This window comes from Pontibacillus litoralis JSM 072002 (assembly GCF_000775615.1).
GTDB lineage: Bacteria > Bacillota > Bacilli > Bacillales > BH030062 > Pontibacillus > Pontibacillus litoralis.
The window spans coordinates 114,991-133,663 of record NZ_AVPG01000002.1 but is presented as its reverse complement, the minus strand read 5'-3'; the positions used below and the strand labels follow the sequence as shown (position 1 = coordinate 133,663).

At 39.4% G+C, this 18,673-nt stretch carries 17 protein-coding genes; 15 read left to right on the top strand and 2 right to left on the bottom strand.

Features of this window, described 5'->3' with window-relative positions; genetic code table 11:
* Positions 1-21 precede the first annotated feature (21 nt).
* A complete protein-coding gene (locus tag N784_RS02980; RefSeq protein WP_156965154.1) occupies positions 22-1,695 on the top strand; it encodes a DAK2 domain-containing protein in 1,674 nt (557 codons plus the stop codon).
* Between the two features lie 94 nt (positions 1,696-1,789).
* On the opposite strand, the gene N784_RS02975 is transcribed toward N784_RS02980, so the two are convergent.
* Positions 1,790-3,067 (bottom strand): NCS2 family permease, encoded by a 1,278-nt coding sequence (locus N784_RS02975; protein WP_036832313.1) that lies wholly within the window; start codon positions 3,065-3,067, stop codon positions 1,790-1,792.
* A gap of 267 nt (positions 3,068-3,334) precedes the next feature.
* Here N784_RS02975 and sdaAB point away from each other — a divergent pair, with 267 nt between their 5' ends.
* The 9 genes from sdaAB to rnc all read left to right on the top strand — a co-directional run bounded on the left by sdaAB (position 3,335) and on the right by rnc (position 11,399).
* Positions 3,335-3,997: an L-serine ammonia-lyase, iron-sulfur-dependent subunit beta gene (sdaAB, locus tag N784_RS02970; RefSeq protein WP_036832060.1), complete on the top strand. Its 663-nt coding sequence runs from the start codon at positions 3,335-3,337 to the stop codon at positions 3,995-3,997.
* Positions 3,998-4,013: 16 nt separating this feature from the next.
* Positions 4,014-4,907: an L-serine ammonia-lyase, iron-sulfur-dependent, subunit alpha gene (gene sdaAA, locus N784_RS02965; RefSeq protein WP_036832057.1), complete on the top strand. Its 894-nt coding sequence runs from the start codon at positions 4,014-4,016 to the stop codon at positions 4,905-4,907.
* Positions 4,908-4,912: 5 nt separating this feature from the next.
* On the top strand, positions 4,913-6,949 hold the full coding sequence (recG, locus tag N784_RS02960) for an ATP-dependent DNA helicase RecG (protein ID WP_036832056.1): 2,037 nt from the start codon (positions 4,913-4,915) through the stop codon (positions 6,947-6,949).
* Positions 6,950-7,031: 82 nt separating this feature from the next.
* The gene (fapR, locus tag N784_RS02955; protein WP_036832054.1) at positions 7,032-7,613 is read left to right on the top strand and encodes a transcription factor FapR; all 582 of its coding nucleotides are present in this window, start codon (positions 7,032-7,034) and stop codon (positions 7,611-7,613) included.
* Complete coding sequence (gene plsX, locus N784_RS02950) at positions 7,610-8,617, top strand: phosphate acyltransferase PlsX (protein WP_036832052.1); 1,008 nt, start codon at positions 7,610-7,612, stop codon at positions 8,615-8,617. Before fapR ends, plsX begins: the two co-directional genes overlap by 4 nt.
* Positions 8,617-9,558, top strand: a complete 942-nt coding sequence (gene fabD, locus N784_RS02945) for an ACP S-malonyltransferase (protein ID WP_036832051.1) — start codon at positions 8,617-8,619, stop codon at positions 9,556-9,558. Before plsX ends, fabD begins: the two co-directional genes overlap by 1 nt.
* Positions 9,559-9,561: 3 nt before the next feature.
* Positions 9,562-10,302: a 3-oxoacyl-[acyl-carrier-protein] reductase gene (fabG, locus tag N784_RS02940; RefSeq protein WP_036832310.1), complete on the top strand. Its 741-nt coding sequence runs from the start codon at positions 9,562-9,564 to the stop codon at positions 10,300-10,302.
* Positions 10,303-10,386: 84 nt separating this feature from the next.
* Positions 10,387-10,620 (top strand): acyl carrier protein, encoded by a 234-nt coding sequence (acpP, locus tag N784_RS02935; protein ID WP_036832048.1) that lies wholly within the window; start codon positions 10,387-10,389, stop codon positions 10,618-10,620.
* Between the two features lie 89 nt (positions 10,621-10,709).
* The gene (rnc, locus tag N784_RS02930) at positions 10,710-11,399 is read left to right on the top strand and encodes a ribonuclease III (protein ID WP_036832046.1); all 690 of its coding nucleotides are present in this window, start codon (positions 10,710-10,712) and stop codon (positions 11,397-11,399) included.
* Between the two features lie 43 nt (positions 11,400-11,442).
* Here the strand turns inward: rnc and N784_RS02925 are convergent, their stop codons facing one another.
* Positions 11,443-11,667 carry a DUF1128 domain-containing protein gene (locus N784_RS02925; RefSeq protein ID WP_036832043.1) on the bottom strand — a complete coding sequence of 75 codons (225 nt, stop codon included), beginning with the start codon at positions 11,665-11,667 and terminating at the stop codon, positions 11,443-11,445.
* 139 nt (positions 11,668-11,806) lie between these two features.
* On the opposite strand from N784_RS02925, the gene smc reads away from it, so the two are divergent.
* The 5 genes from smc to rpsP all read left to right on the top strand — a co-directional run bounded on the left by smc (position 11,807) and on the right by rpsP (position 18,668).
* Positions 11,807-15,379, top strand: coding sequence for a chromosome segregation protein SMC (gene smc / locus N784_RS02920; protein WP_036832042.1), 3,573 nt, complete (start codon positions 11,807-11,809; stop codon positions 15,377-15,379).
* A 19-nt stretch (positions 15,380-15,398) separates the two neighbouring features.
* Complete coding sequence (gene ftsY / locus N784_RS02915) at positions 15,399-16,472, top strand: signal recognition particle-docking protein FtsY (protein ID WP_084600103.1); 1,074 nt, start codon at positions 15,399-15,401, stop codon at positions 16,470-16,472.
* Between the two features lie 93 nt (positions 16,473-16,565).
* A complete protein-coding gene (locus N784_RS02910) occupies positions 16,566-16,889 on the top strand; it encodes a putative DNA-binding protein (protein ID WP_036832040.1) in 324 nt (107 codons plus the stop codon).
* Between the two features lie 13 nt (positions 16,890-16,902).
* Positions 16,903-18,252: a signal recognition particle protein gene (ffh, locus tag N784_RS02905; RefSeq protein WP_036832038.1), complete on the top strand. Its 1,350-nt coding sequence runs from the start codon at positions 16,903-16,905 to the stop codon at positions 18,250-18,252.
* A gap of 143 nt (positions 18,253-18,395) precedes the next feature.
* Positions 18,396-18,668, top strand: coding sequence for a 30S ribosomal protein S16 (gene rpsP / locus N784_RS02900; protein ID WP_036832036.1), 273 nt, complete (start codon positions 18,396-18,398; stop codon positions 18,666-18,668).
* Positions 18,669-18,673 lie beyond the last annotated feature (5 nt).

The window sequence follows — 18,673 nt, the reverse complement described above, 5'->3', positions numbered from 1 at the left end:
GAAATGAAGGAGGAAATTCGAGTGACGACACAAAGGTTAGATGGAGTTACTTTTGCAAAAATGGTACTCTCAGGAGCAAACCATTTAACGAATAATGCCAAGATGATCGACGCTCTTAATGTATTTCCAGTTCCAGATGGGGATACAGGAACGAATATGAATTTATCGATGACTTCTGGAGCGGAAGAAGTACGTAATGTTCAAGACGATCATGTAGGCATTGTTGCACAAAGGTTAGCTAAAGGACTTTTGATGGGGGCTAGAGGGAATTCAGGAGTAATATTGTCTCAATTGTTTAGAGGATTCGGTAAATCTGTTGCCGACAAAGAAACCATCACACCAACAGATTTTGCAGAAGCGTTACAAGCAGGCGTTCAGACAGCTTATAAGGCGGTGATGAAGCCTGTAGAAGGAACGATATTAACTGTTGCCAAAGATGCCGCTAATGCTGCAGAGACAATTGCTAACGAAGAAGTAGAAATGATTCCATTTTTAGAAAAAGTAATAACAGAAGCAAAAGCATCTTTAAAACGTACACCAGAGTTGTTACCTGTATTAAAAGAAGTCGGAGTAGTTGATAGTGGTGGTCAAGGGCTCGTAACGATTTATGAAGGATTTCTTGCTAATTTGAAAGGAGAGCCATTACCAGAATTAGGTGATACAACTCCGAGTATGAATGATATGGTTAATGCAGAACATCATAAATTAGCTCAAGATTTTATGGATACTGATGATATAGAATTTGGTTACTGCACAGAGTTTATGGTGAAGCTTGAAGAGGAGAAATTAAACGAGTATCCTTATGATGAAACAGCATTCCGAAATGAGTTATCTGAAATTGGTGACTCATTATTAGTTGTGTCAGATGAGGAGTTAGTGAAAGTACACGTTCATGCTGAGCACCCAGGGGAAGCAATGAACCTAGGACAACGATTTGGAAGCTTAGTCAAGATTAAAGTAGAAAACATGAGAGAGCAACATACTTCAATTGTCGGCGATAAGAAACAGGATAAGCAACCTAAGCAACGTGAAAAATCAGAGTTTGGTATTGTGACGGTAGCGATGGGGGCAGGGATTAAAGAGATATTTGAAAGCCTCGGGGCAACCTATGTAATTGAAGGCGGACAAACGATGAATCCAAGCACACAAGATATTACGCAAGCGATTAAAGAAGCAAATGCAAAGAACATCCTTATAATACCGAACAATAAAAATATTTGGATGGCTGCAGATCAAGCTGCTGCTTTAGCAGAAGAGAATGTGGCTGTCGTACCAACACGAACGGTTCCTCAAGGTATGAGTGCCCTTCTATCCTTTAATGCCGAGCAAACGTTAGAAGAAAATCAAGAAGCGATGAAAGCTGCTGCTAAAGGGGTTAAGACAGGTCAATTAACTTATGCTGTCCGTGATACTCAAATCGACGGAATGACGATTGAACAAGGAAACTTCATGGGTATTTTGGAAGGGAAGATTACTTCTACTCATGGAGATAAATTAGAAACAGCTAAACAACTTTTAAACACAATGATTGATGAGGAAGAAGATGAGATTTTAACGATTTTACGTGGGGAAGAAGCTACACAAGCTGAAGTAGAAGCGTTAGAAGCTTATTTAGAAGAAACCTTTGAAGATCTAGAAGTAGAAATACACAACGGCGAGCAGCCGATTTATTCATTTATTTTCTCTGTTGAATAATATGAAGCAGTCATTCTCTATTCTAAGGATGACTGCTTTTATGCGTAAAAAAGGAGTAAGCTCCGTCTAGGGAGTTACTCCTTTATAATTATCATTAGTGTCCAGACGCTTTCAAAATGAAATCTGCCAAAAACATACATGCAATAATGATAATAGGTATCGAGATTTCGTTTCTTTTCCCAATCGCTAACTTAACGATAGGGTAAGCAATAAATCCGAAAGCCATCCCGTCAGCAATGCTGTATGTGAACGGAATCATCACAATAATAAGAAAAGCTGGTATTGCTTCAGACATATCTTCTAATGAAATGTGCTGTATGCTTTGAACCATTAAAGCACCGACGATAATTAAAATCGGGCTAATTGCCATCGAAGGTATCCACGTAATAAATGGGATAATGCCAATGGTAAGCAAGAAAAGAATTCCAGTCGTAATAGATGCTCTTCCAGTTTTTCCTCCAGAGGCAATGATGGCAGCACTTTCTGCTGAAGAAACAGTTGGTGATGTTCCAAAAAAAGCACATGTCAATGCCGATAATGATGTCGTTTGGAAAGCACGATCGAATTTCTCTGGTTGACGAAGCATGTGTAGCTGTCCATTGATTAAACCGATATTCTCAAATACTAACACCATTGTTAGTGGGAACACGCTCAACCAAAATGTTAACTCATCAATAGCACTAAAAGAAGGTAGGAAAATCCAATCTGCGTCTAAGGAGAAAGTACTTGGATCCTCTCCTTCTAACACGCCAAAGAAAAAGGCAAGAATAGTTCCGCATAGCATCGTAATGAGGAAATTCCCTGGCACATTTCTGGCGAATAGAAAGATTCCAATAGCCAACGTTAATAAACTGACCATTACTATCGGAGAAGAGAAGTCTCCTATTGCTATAAGCGAATGGTCACCTCTTATTACGAGACCACCCTTTTCTAAACCAATCAGTGTGATAAACAATCCTAATCCAACTGTAATAGCGTGTTTTAATGAATCAGGTATCGCTAACTGTAACCAAGTAGCAAGTGGTGTGCTCGCTACAATAATAAAAAGTAACGAGGATATGGCAATTACGCCAAGCCCTTCTTCATAGCTAAGTCCGCCGTTTTGTACGATGGAGTAGGCGAATAACGCATTTACACCCATACCCGGTATAAGAACCATTGGGGCATTTGCCCATAATCCCATTAGCATACAGCCTACAAAACTGGCGAGAATCGTTGCAATCATAGCGTTTTGCTCTGATATTCCCGCTTCACTTAAAATCGAACTATTGACGGCTACAATATACACCGAAGTTAAATAACCAACTACTCCGGCACCAATCTCTTTCCTTATCGGGGATGCAGTGTTGTGTATGGACTGATGTTGTTTCATTTGCATTCCTCAATACATATTTAGCCCTCTCCCACCCGATTATGCCGAACATAATCCACAGTGTACCATTATACTGGATAGGCTATTCGTTTGACAACTGGAACAATGATACACCTCTAATTCTATTTTTGTTATAATAATTAGGCAAGATGAGACGAAAAACGTGTATGCGTTTTCAATGCTTGTGTTTTTACAAATATATCACATTAATGATACGTTTAAAGTATGTGTAAAGAATAGTGAATTTATAAGAAGAGGATGGTGGCTATGAAATATAAATCCGTTTTTGATATAATCGGTCCAGTAATGATTGGTCCTTCTAGTTCTCATACGGCAGGAGCGGCACGTATTGGTCGTGTTGCAAGAGATTTGTTCGGGAAAGAACCAACTTGGGTAGAGATTCGCCTATATGGTTCTTTCGCTAAGACGTATAAAGGACATGGCACAGACGTTGCGTTAATTGGAGGAATATTAGACTTTGAAACGTACGACCCACGTATTGCTGAATCTATGGATATAGCAAGAGCTAAGGGGATTACGTTTGAATTTATAGAAGAAGATTCGCACACTGATCATCCTAATACAGCAAGGGTGAAAGTTGGCGATGAACAGTCGGATTTAGAGCTAGTCGGCATTTCTATCGGCGGAGGAAAAGCAGAGATCATCGAATTGAATGGTTTTGAATTACGATTATCGGGAAGTCATCCAGCTATTCTCGTTATGCACAATGATCGATTTGGTGCAATTGCTGAGGTGACACAGCTGCTTGCTAAGTATGAAATTAATATTGGTCATATGGAAGTATCTCGTAAAGAAGTTGGCAAAGAAGCTTTAATGGTGATTGAAGTAGACCAAAATATAAGTGAGCAACAGCTTGAAGAATTAGCAACATGTGAACATATTCTACAAGTAGCACGTGTTGTAGAATAATAAGGAGGCGCAAAATATGAAGATACTATTTCGTAATGTAGCAGAGCTAGTAGAACGGTGCGAAAGTGAGCAGCTTTCTATATCCGATGTTATGATACAGCAAGAAATGAATGTGCGGGAACAGACATTTGAAGAAGTGTACAGTCAAATGGAAAGAAACCTTGAAGTTATGGAAAAAGCAGTGGAAGACGGCTTAAAGGGAGTACAATCTGTCTCTGGTTTGACAGGTGGAGATGCGGTGTTAATTCAAGAATATATGAAGAACCATACTCCGTTATCGGGACATACGGTGATGGATGCAGTAAGTAAGGCTGTTGCAACGAATGAAGTAAATGCAGCTATGGGGACGATTTGTGCCACTCCAACTGCAGGAAGTGCTGGTTGTGTTCCTGGCACTTTGTTTGCCGTGAAGCATCAGCTCAATCCGACACGTGAACAAATGGTGCGCTATTTATTTACTTCTGGTGCTTTTGGCTTTGTCGTGGCAAACAATGCTTCTATTTCTGGAGCGGCTGGTGGATGTCAAGCAGAAGTGGGCTCGGCGGCAGGTATGGCAGCAGCTGCTATTGTAGAAATGGCTGGAGGTACACCAGCACAATCAGCAGAAGCAATGGCGATTACGTTGAAGAACATGCTCGGTTTAGTCTGTGATCCTGTTGCGGGATTGGTAGAAGTGCCGTGTGTCAAACGAAATGCAATGGGGGCGTCCAATGCGGTCGTTGCTGCGGATATGGCTTTAGCTGGCGTGACAAGTCGTATTCCATGTGATGAAGTAATTGATGCCATGTATAAAATAGGACAAACAATGCCTGTGGCGTTAAGAGAAACGGCTCAAGGTGGACTTGCAGCCACACCTACAGGGCGTGAATTAGAGGCGAAAGTATACGGAGTGAATTTAAAGAAAGAGTGAGGCACGTGTTACAACAATCGGTGTTACAACTTACAGGTATCGGCGAGAAGATGCAAGAAACATTAGCAGCTATGGGGATTCATACAATTTATGATATGTTGTTTTATTTCCCGTTTCGTTACGATTATCATGAGGTAAAGCCGTTAACAGAGTTGGTTCATGAAGAGAAGGCTACGATTGAAGGAGAGGTTTTAGGTGAACCTCTTCTTACCTTTTATGGGAAGAAAAAATCGCGTCTAACCATAAACCTGAAGGTAGGAAATGCAGCAGTAAAAGCAGTAATGTTCAATCGTGCCTTTGCAAAAAAACACTTTTCATCGGGAGATACAGTGACCGTTATAGGAAAGTGGGACCAACACCGCTTACAAATAACGGTTAGTCAATACTATAAAGGGAAAGCGAAAAAGCAAACCCCCATCCAACCAGTGTATTATGTGAAAGGAAATCTCAAGTTACCTACTTTTCGTAAATGGATGGAACAAGCTGTCAACGATTACCGAGACGATATTCCAGAAATTTTACCGGAATCGTATTTAACTACATATAAATTACCTAGTCGTGGAGCTGCTTTATATACGATGCATTTTCCAGAGAATAGAGTACAGTTAAAACATGCTAAACGCCGTTTTGTATATGAAGAGTTCTTGTTATTTCAATTGAAAATGCAATTACTTAGAAAGATGAATCGAGAAGCGACAAGAGGCAATCAAGTACAATATGACAAAGAATTAGTGCAACAGTTTATGGAACAATTACCGTTTCAGCTTACAGGAGCCCAACAAAAAGCGTTACAAGAAGTGATGGAGGATATGGCATCTCCGTATCGAATGAATCGACTGTTACAAGGGGATGTTGGTTCGGGCAAAACGGTTGTTGCTGCAATTGCGCTATATGCTGTCATCACATCTGGAAAGCAAGGAAGCCTTATGGTACCTACGGAGATTTTAGCGGAGCAGCACTATCAATCATTACAAGAAATGTTCTCGGATAAAGTAAAAGTAGTGCTGTTAACAGGTTCTATAAAAGGGAAGAAACGTAAAGAAGTATTAGAGCTAATCGCGAATAAAGAAGCACATATTGTCGTTGGTACCCACGCCTTAATTCAACAAGAAGTAGCCTTTTGTGATTTAGGATTAGCGATTGTCGATGAGCAACATCGATTCGGTGTAAATCAACGACGGGCCCTGCGGGAAAAAGGGCTATACCCAGATGTATTATTTATGACGGCAACGCCGATACCAAGAACGTTAGCCATTACTGCTTTTGGGGATATGGATGTGTCGGTTATTGATGAAATGCCATCTGGTCGTAAACAGGTAGAAACGTATTGGATCAAAGAACATATGTTAGACCGAGTACTGACCTTTATTGAAAAAGAAGTCGCCAATGGACATCAAGCGTACGTCATCAGTCCATTAATTGAAGAATCCGATAAATTAGATATACAAAATGCTGTCGACGTTTATCACCAATTACAAACGTATTATGGTGAGAAACTACAGGTGGGGTTAATGCACGGACGACTTTCACCGGGTGAAAAAGAAGAAGTAATGAAGCAATTCGCTCAAAATGAAGTGCAAGTACTAGTGTCTACAACCGTAGTAGAAGTAGGGGTCAATGTACCAAATGCAACGGTGATGTTAATTTATGATGCGGAACGTTTCGGTTTATCTCAGCTTCATCAATTACGTGGCCGAGTGGGAAGAGGAGCTAATCAGAGCTATTGTATTTTATTAGCAGATCCTAAAGGGGACGTCGGTAAAGAACGCATGCGGATTATGACAGAAACCGCTAATGGATTTGAATTATCAGAGCAAGACTTACAATTAAGGGGACCAGGTGACTTCTTTGGTAAGAAACAAAGTGGTGTGCCAGAATTTCAAGTAGCTGATATGGTTCATGACTATCGGGCGTTAGAAACGGCAAGAAAAGATGCAGTAGCTATAATACAATCGAATACATTGCAAACGAATAAGCAATACGTAGAACTTTATCATTTATTAAAAAAAGATCCAGTTTTGCAAGGGGAAGTACTTGATTAATCTTTAATAACCTCTTGCATTCAATGGCTAGCTATTATATATTACTATTAGTACCTAGTCATAAATGGACGGTGTAGCTATCATGAAACTTAATAAAAAAGAGCGTCAAGAGCGCTTGCAAAATACAATTGATCAAACCCCATTCATAACGGATGAAGAACTAGCAAAGATGTATCTCGTTAGTATTCAAACCATTCGTTTAGATCGAATGGAGCTAGCAATTCCTGAGTTAAGGGAACGCATTAAATCAGTAGCCACACATCAGTGGAATGAGACAGTTAAAGCATTGCCGATTGATGAAGTTATTGGTGAAATTGTCGATTTAGAATTAGATGAAAAAGCAATTTCTATTTTAGATATAAAAGAGGAACATGTATTTTCTAGAAACCGAATTGCGCGAGGGCATCATATTTTCGCTCAAGCGAATTCTTTGGCAGTAGCAGTTATAAATGATGAATTAGCTTTAACAGCTAAATCAGAAATTCGTTTTAAGCGTCAAGTGATAGAAGGCGAAAGAGTCATTGCTAAAGCAACGGTATCGGGAAATGACGAAAAAGGTCGAACGATTGTGAACGTACAAAGCACAGTAGAAAATGAAACGGTCTTTACAGGGACTTTTGTAATGTTTCGTTCAAATGACCAAAAAGGAGATGCGAAGTTGTGAGAATTGCAATAGATGCAATGGGAGGAGACAATGCTCCCAAGGCAATTGTAGAAGGTGCGCTTGAAGCGATTCAAGGCAATAATCAATTAGAAGTTACATTAATTGGTGATGAGAAGCAAATCAATCCACTTTTACCTCAAGACGGTTCAAGAATCCACGTGTTACATACAGATGAAGTGATTACTTCTGAAGACGAGCCGGTACGTGCAGTACGTCGAAAAAAGAACGCCTCAATGGTGCTAATGGCTAAAGAAGTGAAAGAAGGGCGGGCTGATGCTTGTATCTCCGCTGGGAATACAGGGGCGCTCATGAGTGCAGGATTGTTTGTCGTCGGACGTATAAGTGGTATTGATCGACCTGCTTTAAGTCCGACTTTACCAACTGTCGATGGACAAGGGTTTTTGTTATTAGATGTTGGTGCCAATGTCGATGCGAAGCCGCAACACTTATTGCAATACGCCATCATGGGTTCTATTTATACACAAAATGTAAGAGGGATGGATAAGCCTAAAGTGGGACTGCTTAATGTCGGAACCGAAGAAGGAAAAGGAAACGATTTAAGTAAGAAAGCGTATGATTTATTACAAGATGCACCGATTCATTTTATCGGTAATGTTGAATCTAGAGATTTACTAAATGGTGTGGCAGATGTTGTTGTAACGGATGGTTTTACCGGTAACGTCGCCTTAAAAACGGTCGAAGGTACTGCATTATCTATGTTTTCTATGATGAAAGAAGTATTTATGTCTAATTGGAAAAGTAAATTGGCGGCAGGGATGATGAAATCGGAGCTTCGCGGCTTAAAGAATAAGCTTGATTACTCTGAATATGGCGGCGCGGCATTGTTCGGTTTAGCTGCTCCTGTCATAAAAGCGCATGGATCGTCGAATAGTAGGGCAGTTTATAGCGCTATTAAGCAAGCTATGTATATGGTAGATCATAACGTAAATGAAACAATAGAACATACAGTTCAGCAATTGAGACAAAAGGAAGGAGACGCTTAATGAAAAAAGTAGCATTTATTTTTCCAGGGCAAGGCTCGCAGGCAGTTGGGATGGGGAAAGCACTTTACGATTACTCAAATGACGTACAAGCGGCGTTTCAACAAGCCGACACACTATTGAACACACCTCTTTCTTCATTTATATTTGAAGGACCAGAAGCGACGCTGACAAAAACAGAACATGCCCAGCCTGCTTTATTGCTTGTTAGTTCTTTACTTGTTAGACAGTTAAAGGAGCATGGTGTGAATCCGAGTATGGTAGCTGGCCATAGCCTGGGAGAATATAGTGCTCTAGTTGCTGCAGGCGCATTATCAATGGATGATGCTCTTAAACTTGTCCAAACTCGAGGACGTTTAATGGAGCAAGCTGTTCCTACTGGTCAAGGTGCAATGGCTGCCATATTGGGATTAGATGCAAAGTCTATCCAAGAGGTTACAGAAAGCATAACGAAACAAGGGGAAGTTGTAGAAGTAGCGAACTTCAACTGTCCTGGGCAAATTGTGATTTCAGGTACCAAAATGGGTGTTGAGCAGGCATGTGTACAGTTAAAAGAAAAAGGTGCTAAACGCGCAATTGCATTAAATGTTAGTGGCCCGTTCCACTCTAGTTTAATGAAACCTGCGAGTAGAGAGTTTCAAGTGGCTTTAGAACAAGTAACGTTTCATGATGCTGAAGTACCGGTATATGCAAATGTGACAGCTGAACCTGTTCAAGAAAAAGCGGTTATCCCTAATCTTTTAATTGAACAGCTTTATTCTCCAGTGCGGTTTGAGGAAATATTACAGCGTATGATGGAACAAGATTTAGATGCAATCGTCGAAGTAGGGAATGGCAAAGTGTTAAGTGGTTTAGTTCGCAAAGTAAACCGCCGAATGAAGACATTTGCCATTCAAGATCCTGAAAGTTTACAAACATTTATGGATTGGTATAAGGAGGACTAAATGATGCTAGAAGGCAAAGTGGCATTAGTAACAGGGGCTTCACGTGGTATTGGGCGTGCTATCGCATTGGAATTAGCGAAAAACGGCGCTAAAGTAGCTGTCAACTATGCAGGGAGTGAACAAAAGGCTCAAGCAGTAGTGGAGGAAATCATTGCAGCAGGATCTGAAGCGATCAAAATACAAGCGAATGTATCCATAGAAGAAGAAGTAAAAGGTATGATAAAACAAGTTACAGAACATTTTGGTCGTATTGATATATTAGTCAATAACGCTGGTATTACAAGAGATAATTTACTTATGCGTATGAAGGAAGACGAGTTTGACCAAGTTATAGATACGAATTTAAAAGGAGTATTTCTAACAACAAAGGCCGCAACTAGACCAATGATGAAGCAAAAAGGCGGTAAAATTATCAACATTGCTTCGATTGTTGGAGTTAGTGGTAACCCTGGTCAAGCGAACTACGTTGCAGCAAAAGCTGGTGTAATCGGATTAACGAAGACATCTGCGAAGGAATTAAGCTCTCGCAATATATTAGTCAATGCTGTTGCACCAGGGTTTATTGAAACAGATATGACAGATCAGCTTTCAGATGAGCAGCGAGAGAACATGCTTTCGATGATACCGTTATCCCGTCTAGGAAAAGGAGAGGACATAGCAAGAGTAGTCCGTTTCTTAGCTTCAGATGATGCCAATTATATGACGGGGCAAACGATTCATGTTGATGGTGGAATGGTTATGTAACCACATTACTTGATATGAAAAAACTTGATTAGCTAGTTTTTTTCGTATATATCTTCTATAATTACTGAAGGGAGGTGAGAAACGATGGCAGACGTATTAGAGCGAGTAAAAGGTATTGTAGCAGAGCGTCTAGATGTTGATGCATCTAAAGTGACGATGGAAGCTTCTTTCAAAGAGGATCTTGAAGCAGATTCTTTAGATGTTGTTGAGCTTGTAATGGAACTTGAAGATGAGTTCGACATGGAAATTTCTGATGAAGATGCAGAGAAGATTTCTACAGTAGGCGATGCTGTGAATTACATAAACAGCAAATCATAAAGGATGAAGAGTCTCGCATAGGTAGCGGGACTTTCTCTGTATTCGATTGTCTGTATTATGTGGAATTAATAGGATAGGTGGCATGAACAGTGGATTTTCAAACATTTCAACAGCAGATTGGGGTAACATTTCAACAGCAATCATTATTAGAACAAGCTTTTACCCATTCATCCTATGTGAATGAGCATCGTTCCAAAGATTATGAAGACAACGAAAGATTAGAGTTTTTAGGAGACGCAGTTTTAGAATTAGCCATATCACAATATTTATTTCGTAAATATCCTGAAATGGCAGAAGGGGAATTAACGAAATTTCGCGCATCTATTGTGTGTGAGCCTTCCCTTGTTCGATTTGCGAATGACCTTCATTTCAGTGATTTAATTTATTTAGGTAAAGGTGAAGAAATGACTGGTGGTCGAACTCGCCCTGCGTTATTAGCGGATGTTTTTGAAGCTTTTATCGGTGCTCTTTACTTAGATCAAGGATTTGACGCTGTTATTTCGTTTCTACAAACTTTTGTGTATCCTAAAATTAAAAAAGGTGCTTTTTCGCATGCGATGGATTATAAGAGTCAACTTCAAGAAGTAGTACAACGTGAGAGAAATGGCTTAATTGATTATAATATTGTCGAAGAAAGAGGGCCTGCGCATAATCGAGAATTTGTTGCCCATGTTACGGTTCAAGGGGAACGATTTGGGATTGGTATTGGTCGTACGAAGAAAGAAGCGGAACAACATGCTGCTAAAGAAGCTTTGCAACTTTTTGACGTAGAAGTGTAAAAGAACGCTGCCGGATATATGTGCATCCGGCAGCGTTCTTTTATTAGGCTTTACGAATCTTACCTAGTTCTCCTACAATAGTTTGAATTTCTGATACACTTAATTGTTGCTTCATTTGCACTATATCATATATTTCTTTTAACAGATCGTAATGTTGCAAATCGTAATCCTCTGGGTCCATTAACCCTCGGTTTACGACTTGTAACTGTTCCGCCAATTGTTGGATGATATAGTGCAGGTTTTCATTTGTAGCTTCAGATAGATTCATCATAGTCCTCCTTAAAGTAGCCAATTATCAATCGTTATCTTCTATGACCTTCTTGTTTATGATAAAATAAATAGGTTGAAATTGAAAACAACATCTTAGAAAAAATGAAAAAAGAATCAATACATAGGAGGAAAATGACATGTTCCTCAAACGTTTAGATACAGTTGGATTTAAGTCGTTTGCCGACCGAGTTACCGTTGATTTCGTTCCGGGGGTAACAGCGGTGGTTGGACCAAATGGAAGTGGAAAAAGTAATATTACAGATGCAGTTCGCTGGGTATTAGGAGAGCAATCTGCAAAATCGCTAAGAGGGGCAAAGATGGAGGATGTTATATTCTCTGGTAGCGAAACGCGCAATGGATTAAACTTCGCGGAAGTAACATTAGTATTAAATAACGAAGATGAAACGCTTCCCCTTGACTATCAAGAAGTATCGATTACTCGTCGAGTGTATCGTTCTGGTGAGAGTGAATTTTATATTAATAAACAAGCTTGTCGCTTAAAGGATATAGTGGAATTATTTATGGATTCAGGCCTTGGAAGAGAAGCATTCTCTATTATTTCTCAAGGAAAAGTGGAAGAAATCTTAAGTTCTAAGGCAGAAGATCGCCGTACGATTTTTGAAGAAGCCGCTGGCGTGTTAAAGTATAAACAACGTAAGAAAAAAGCGGAGTACAAGCTAGCCGAAACACAAGAGAATTTAAATCGTGTAGAAGATATCGTGTATGAAATAGACAATCAGTTAGAACCTTTGAAAGAACAATCGGCTATCGCCAAAGACTATTTGGAAAAAAAAGAAGAGTTAGAGCAATACGAAGTGTCGTTGCTCGCATCCGAAATTGAAACTTTGCATGAGCAGTGGGAGAACCTTTTAGCGATAATAGCGCAGCAGAAGGACTCAGAAAGTAAAGTGAGTAGCTCGATGAAGCAAGAGGAAGCTACCATAGAAGAAGAGAGAAGTCGTATTCATGATTTAGATGAATCGATTGAGCAATTACAAGAATCTCTATTAATCGTTACGCAAGAATTAGAGAACTTAGAAGGTAAAAAAGAGCTTTTTTCCGAAAGACAGAAGCACTTTACTGAAAATCGTGGCAAACTGCTCGAGGATGTAGCTACATTAGAAGAACGGATGAAGCAATTAGAAGATACGTATCAGCAGGAAATGGAGAAACAAACTGAGTTTGAACAGAAACGAGATGAAACGAAAGCAAAGCAACAGCAAGTAAAGCAAAAGCTCGCTCAATTAAGTGAAAATCAGGAAGAAGTCATTGAAGAGTTAAAGAGCGATTATATTGAATATTTAAATGAACAAGCTGCTAAACGAAATGAACGCAAATCGATTCAGCAGCAACTCGATCAAACTGGTATGAAAAACACTCGTTTAGAAGATAAGTTTAAAGGGATGCTCCAAGAACGACAAGCGCTTCAAGAGCAAAAAAAGGCAGCGCATAGTGATGTGGAAGCTATTACAGCTAAAAGCGAGCATTTAAAACAGAAATTGGAGGAGTTACAAGTAAAACTTGAGCAACTTCAAGGGCAATATGAAGAAAATCAGTCTAAGTTGTATAAAGGCTATCAACATATTGAAAAGATTCGCTCAAAAAAAGAAATGCTAGACGAGATGAAAGAAGACTTTGCAGGATTTTATCAAGGAGTAAAAGAAGTATTAAAAGCACGTCAAAATCAGCAATTAACAGGGATTGAAGGTGCAGTAGCTGAATTAATCGATATTCCGAATGAGTATATGATGGCGCTAGAAACGACGTTAGGCGCACAAGCGCAACATATTGTTGTGCAAAGTGAGCAACATGCTCGGGAAGCGATAAAATGGTTGAAAAAGCACAACAAAGGGCGTGCTACGTTTTTGCCATTGTCGACTATTCAATCACGGTACGTACCAAATGAACGACTATCCGCCGTTAGAAGTCATCAAGGCTTCGTTGGTGTAGCAGCAGAGTTAATTCGCTATAACAAAAAGTATGATCACGTCATTAAGCATTTATTAGGACATGTTCTTATCTCGAAAACGTTGAAAGATGCAAACGATATAGCGGCCGCTACGGGGAGAAAATATCGCATTGTGACATTAGATGGTGATGTGGTGAATCCAGGTGGATCGATGACAGGTGGGGCCCAAAAGAAAAGCAATCAATCGTTATTTACGAGAGATAAAGAGCTGAAAGAATTGGAAGACAGGCTATATCATTATGAGGAACGTGCTCGCCAATTTGAATCAGAAGTGCAACAACGAAAAGAGCAAGTCGCTTCAACAGAAAATCAATACAAGGAATTGCGTAAGCAGCTTGATGTGTGCAAAGAAGAAGAGCAACAAGCGAAGAGTAAGTTAAGAGAGCTTGAATTAAAAATGCAAAATTTAAACGATCATCTCCATTTGTATGATCAGGATAAAGCTCAATTTGCTTCTGATGAGCAATCACTTAAAGCGCGTAGTGAAGCTTTATATGAGGAATTGCTACAAATTGAACAGAAGTTGCAATCGATTCAGCAACAAATTGATCAAGCGACTGCTTTGCAGAATACGCAAAAAGAAAGTAAAGCACAGTTGCAACAAGATCTTCACCAGCTTCACGTAATGTTAGCTGAACAACAAACTAAAGTAGAAAATCAAGTAGATAAAACAATTTCTTTACAAAAACAGTTACAAGAGTTGAAGGGTGCGTATTCTAAACAGAATCAGCAGCTAGAACAATTCAACCAAATGATAGAAAGTGGAGAAACAAAGCAAGAGATTGATAACAAGATTGAAGAGAAGCGTAAACAGAAAGCAAGCAACAACGAATTGATTCAATTGCGAAGAGCCGAACGACAGGAAAGATTCCAATTTGTTGAAGATGCAGAACGTAATGTAAAAGAAACAAAACGAAATCATAAATCCCTCGTTCAAGATATTCAGGATAAAGAAGTAAAGGCAAACCGTTTAGATGTGGAGTTAGAGAACCGTTTAGAGCGTTTACGTACAGAGTATATGCTTACGTTTGAAAAAGCCAAAGCCACGTATTCGCCTGTGGAAGATATAGAAGCTACTAAAACGAAAGTAAAGCTAATTAAACGAGGGATTGAAGAGTTAGGAACTGTTAATATTGGAGCGATTGATGAATATGAACGTATTTCAGAACGTTATACTTTCTTAACCGAACAGCAGAATGATTTATTAGATGCGAAATCTACATTGTACAACGTGATAGCAGAAATGGATGAAGAGATGGAGCGTCGCTTTGAACATACTTTTTCCCAAATAAAAGAAAAGTTTACAGTAGTATTCCGAGAATTGTTTGGTGGCGGAAAAGCGGACCTTCGCCTAACAGATCCGGATAACATCTTAGAAACCGGAATCGATATCGTTGCTCAACCACCTGGTAAGAAATTGCAACATTTAGGGTTGTTGTCAGGAGGAGAACGAGCGCTAACTGCTATTGCGCTACTGTTTGCTATTTTGAAAGTTCGCCCAGTACCGTTTTGTATACTAGATGAAGTAGAAGCTGCTTTAGACGAAGCGAACGTAAATCGTTTTGCTCAGTACTTAAAAGCATTTAGTGAGCATACACAGTTTATTGTGATTACGCACCGCAAAGGTACGATGGAAGAAGCGGATGTGCTTTACGGTGTAACGATGCAGGAGTCAGGCGTGTCTAAATTAGTATCCGTTCGATTAGAAGAAACGAAAGACCTTGTTCAAGGAAACAAATAGAAAGGCAGGATGAATGATAATGAGCTTTTTAAAAAAACTAAAAGAAAAGATAACGAAAAAAGAAGAAAAAGAACAAGTAATGACAGTAGAGACGAATGATGAAGTGTCTGATGCAGAGGTAGAGCAAGATCAAGCAAAAGAACGAGAAAGTATCGCTGATAAATTTATTTCAGGTCTTTCAAAAACCCGTGACTCTTTTGCAGAGAAGCTGAATGATTTAGTTGCTCAATATCGAACGGTTGATGAGGATTTTTTTGAAGAACTTGAAGAAATTCTAATTACAGCAGATGTTGGAGTCAATACGGTAATGGAATTAATAGACGAACTGAAAATGGAAGTGAAGCGTCGTAACATAAAAGATAGTTCAGAAATGAAAGAAGTTATTTCTGAGAAACTTGTTGAGATTTATTATGGCGACGATACAGAAGAAATGGAGGAGCTCCAATTAGCGGAAGAAGGTTTATCCGTTATTTTAATTGTTGGGGTAAACGGTGTCGGAAAGACGACCACTATTGGTAAGCTTGCTAAACGATTAAAGGATCAAGGAAAGAATGTTGTCTTAGCTGCTGGTGATACGTTCCGTGCTGGGGCAATTGATCAATTAGAAGTATGGGGAGAGCGAGTAAATGCTTCAGTAATTAAGCATAGTGAAGGTAGTGATCCAGCTGCTGTTATTTACGACGCTATTCAGTCTGCGAAGTCAAAAGGTGCGGACGTATTGCTATGTGATACTGCAGGTCGATTACAAAATAAAGTAAATTTAATGAATGAACTTGCTAAAGTAAAGCGGATTATTGAAAGGGAAGTACCAGGAGCACCTCATGAAACGTTACTTGTGCTTGATGCGACAACAGGTCAAAATGCTTTAAGTCAAGCCAAGACATTTTCTCAAAGTACGGATGTCTCCGGTATTGTGTTAACGAAGTTAGATGGTACGGCTAAAGGTGGTATCGTCATGGCAATCCGCAATGAAATGGATATTCCTGTTAAATTCGTCGGGCTAGGTGAGAAAGTGACTGACTTGCAATCTTTTGACGCACATGCCTTCGTATATGGCTTGTTTGCAAATATGCTAGAAGAAACTGAACAATAATCCTATAGTTAACAAAGTAGAGGACTTGACAGAACACGTTTGATTTTGTATTTTAATATGTAAAGGCATTTCACTTAACAAGGAGTGCTCAACTTGCTAGAAAAAACAACTCGAATGAATTATTTATTTGATTTTTATCAACAATTACTTACTGAGAAGCAACGTAGTTACATGCAGTTTTACTATTTAGAGGATTACTCCTTAGGTGAGATATCTGAAGCTTTTGATGTAAGTCGTCAAGCCGTATATGACAACATTAAGCGAACAGAAGCGATGCTTGAGGAATACGAAGGTAAATTGTTGCTGTATGATCGTTTTCAAAAACGTAGGCAACTGCTAAATCAATTAAAAGAAGCGATTCATCAAGGCGAGGATAATGTTATGCAACTTATTCACGCTATTGAGAATTTAGATTAGGAGGACGGCTTATATGGCATTTGAAGGGTTAGCCGACCGACTGCAACATACGTTTCAGAAGATTAAAGGCAAAGGGAAAGTTACCGAGGCCGACGTAAAGGAAATGACACGCGAAGTTCGTCTTGCATTGCTAGAGGCAGATGTTAACTTTAAAGTTGTTAAAGACTTTATTAAGCGTGTTAAAGAACGTGCGGTTGACCAAGAGGTTATGGCAAGCTTAACACCTGGACAACAAGTCATTAAAGTTGTTAAAGAAGAGCTAACAGACCTAATGGGAGGAGAGCAGAGCAAAATTGCTGTTGCAAATCGCCCGCCAACTGTTATTATGATGGTTGGTTTACAAGGTGCAGGTAAGACAACAACGACAGGTAAATTAGCAAATCATTTGCGAAAGAAGCATAACCGTAATCCTTTGCTTGTTGCTGCCGATGTATATCGCCCTGCAGCTATTAATCAGTTGGAGACACTTGGTAATCAATTAGATATGCCAGTGTTTTCGAAAGGAACGGAAGCAAGTCCGGTAGATATTGCAAATGAAGCGATTGCACATGCTAAGGACAATCATAATGATTATGTCATTATTGATACAGCTGGTCGTTTGCATGTTGATGAGCATTTAATGGATGAATTAAAACAAATCCGCACGAACGTTCAACCAGATGAAATTTTTCTAGTGGTTGATGCAATGACTGGACAAGATGCAGTGAATGTAGCCGAATCATTTAACGATCAACTAGATGTAACAGGAGTTGTATTGACGAAGCTAGACGGTGACACACGTGGTGGTGCGGCACTATCCATTAAGGCTGTTACAGATAAACCGATTAAGTTTGCTGGTATGGGAGAAAAGCTAGATCAACTAGAGCCTTTCCACCCAGATCGTATGGCTTCAAGAATTCTCGGCATGGGAGACGTACTAAGCCTAATCGAGAAAGCGCAAAATGAAGTGGATGAAGATCAAGCTAAACAGTTGGAACAGAAAATGCGTGATGCTTCCTTTACATTAGATGATTTTCTTGACCAAATGGGACAAGTGCGTAATATGGGGCCGCTTGATGAACTGTTAGGCATGATTCCTGGCGCTGACAAGATGAAAGGGCTCAAAAATGTCCAAGTCGACGAGAAGCAATTAAATCACGTTGAAGCGATTATTAAATCAATGACGAAACAAGAACGAGAAGATCCGGGCATCATTAATGCTAGCCGCAAGAAACGTATTGCAAAAGGATCAGGTCGAAATGTATCTGAAGTCAACCGCTTATTAAAGCAATTTACAGATATGAAGAAAATGATGAAACAAATGACAAACCAAAAAGGGAAGAAAGGTAAAGGCGGTTTTGGTGGTTTCAAGCTTCCTTTTTAACAAGTAACCGAGCATTTCTTCCTGTTTTATTCGTTTTTTTATCATAATGTAATGTAAAAACACTTTACACACTTTTGATTGTCTGATACAATCTTTACTTGTGTAATGATATTAATTAAGAAATGATAGATGGAGGTAATATTATGGCAGTTAAAATTCGCCTTAAGCGTATGGGTTCTAAACGTAACCCGTTTTACAGAGTAGTAGTAGCAGATTCCCGTTCACCACGTGATGGACGTTTCATCGAAGAGATTGGAACATACAATCCAACAGCTAACCCAGCGGAGATCAAAGTTAACGAAGAAAAAGCTCTTGACTGGATGACAAAAGGTGCAAAGCCTTCTGACACAGTTCGTAACTTGTTCTCAAACGAAGGAATCATGGAGAAGTTCCACTTACAAAAAAACCAAAAGTAAAGTAG

Excerpts from the sequence above, each read along its gene's own strand:
- fabG (WP_036832310.1), top strand. The coding sequence starts at position 9,562 with ATGCTAGAAGGCAAAGTGGCATTAGTAACAGGGGCTTCACGTGGTATT.
- fapR (WP_036832054.1), top strand. The coding sequence starts at position 7,032 with ATGAAACTTAATAAAAAAGAGCGTCAAGAGCGCTTGCAAAATACAATT.
- acpP (WP_036832048.1), top strand. The coding sequence starts at position 10,387 with ATGGCAGACGTATTAGAGCGAGTAAAAGGTATTGTAGCAGAGCGTCTA.
- smc (WP_036832042.1), top strand. The coding sequence starts at position 11,807 with ATGTTCCTCAAACGTTTAGATACAGTTGGATTTAAGTCGTTTGCCGAC.
- rpsP (WP_036832036.1), top strand. The coding sequence starts at position 18,396 with ATGGCAGTTAAAATTCGCCTTAAGCGTATGGGTTCTAAACGTAACCCG.
- ftsY (WP_084600103.1), top strand. The coding sequence starts at position 15,399 with ATGAGCTTTTTAAAAAAACTAAAAGAAAAGATAACGAAAAAAGAAGAA.
- sdaAA (WP_036832057.1), top strand. The coding sequence starts at position 4,014 with ATGAAGATACTATTTCGTAATGTAGCAGAGCTAGTAGAACGGTGCGAA.
- fabD (WP_036832051.1), top strand. The coding sequence starts at position 8,617 with ATGAAAAAAGTAGCATTTATTTTTCCAGGGCAAGGCTCGCAGGCAGTT.
- N784_RS02975 (WP_036832313.1), bottom strand. The coding sequence starts at position 3,067 with ATGAAACAACATCAGTCCATACACAACACTGCATCCCCGATAAGGAAA.
- N784_RS02925 (WP_036832043.1), bottom strand. The coding sequence starts at position 11,667 with ATGAATCTATCTGAAGCTACAAATGAAAACCTGCACTATATCATCCAA.
- sdaAB (WP_036832060.1), top strand. The coding sequence starts at position 3,335 with ATGAAATATAAATCCGTTTTTGATATAATCGGTCCAGTAATGATTGGT.
- ffh (WP_036832038.1), top strand. The coding sequence starts at position 16,903 with ATGGCATTTGAAGGGTTAGCCGACCGACTGCAACATACGTTTCAGAAG.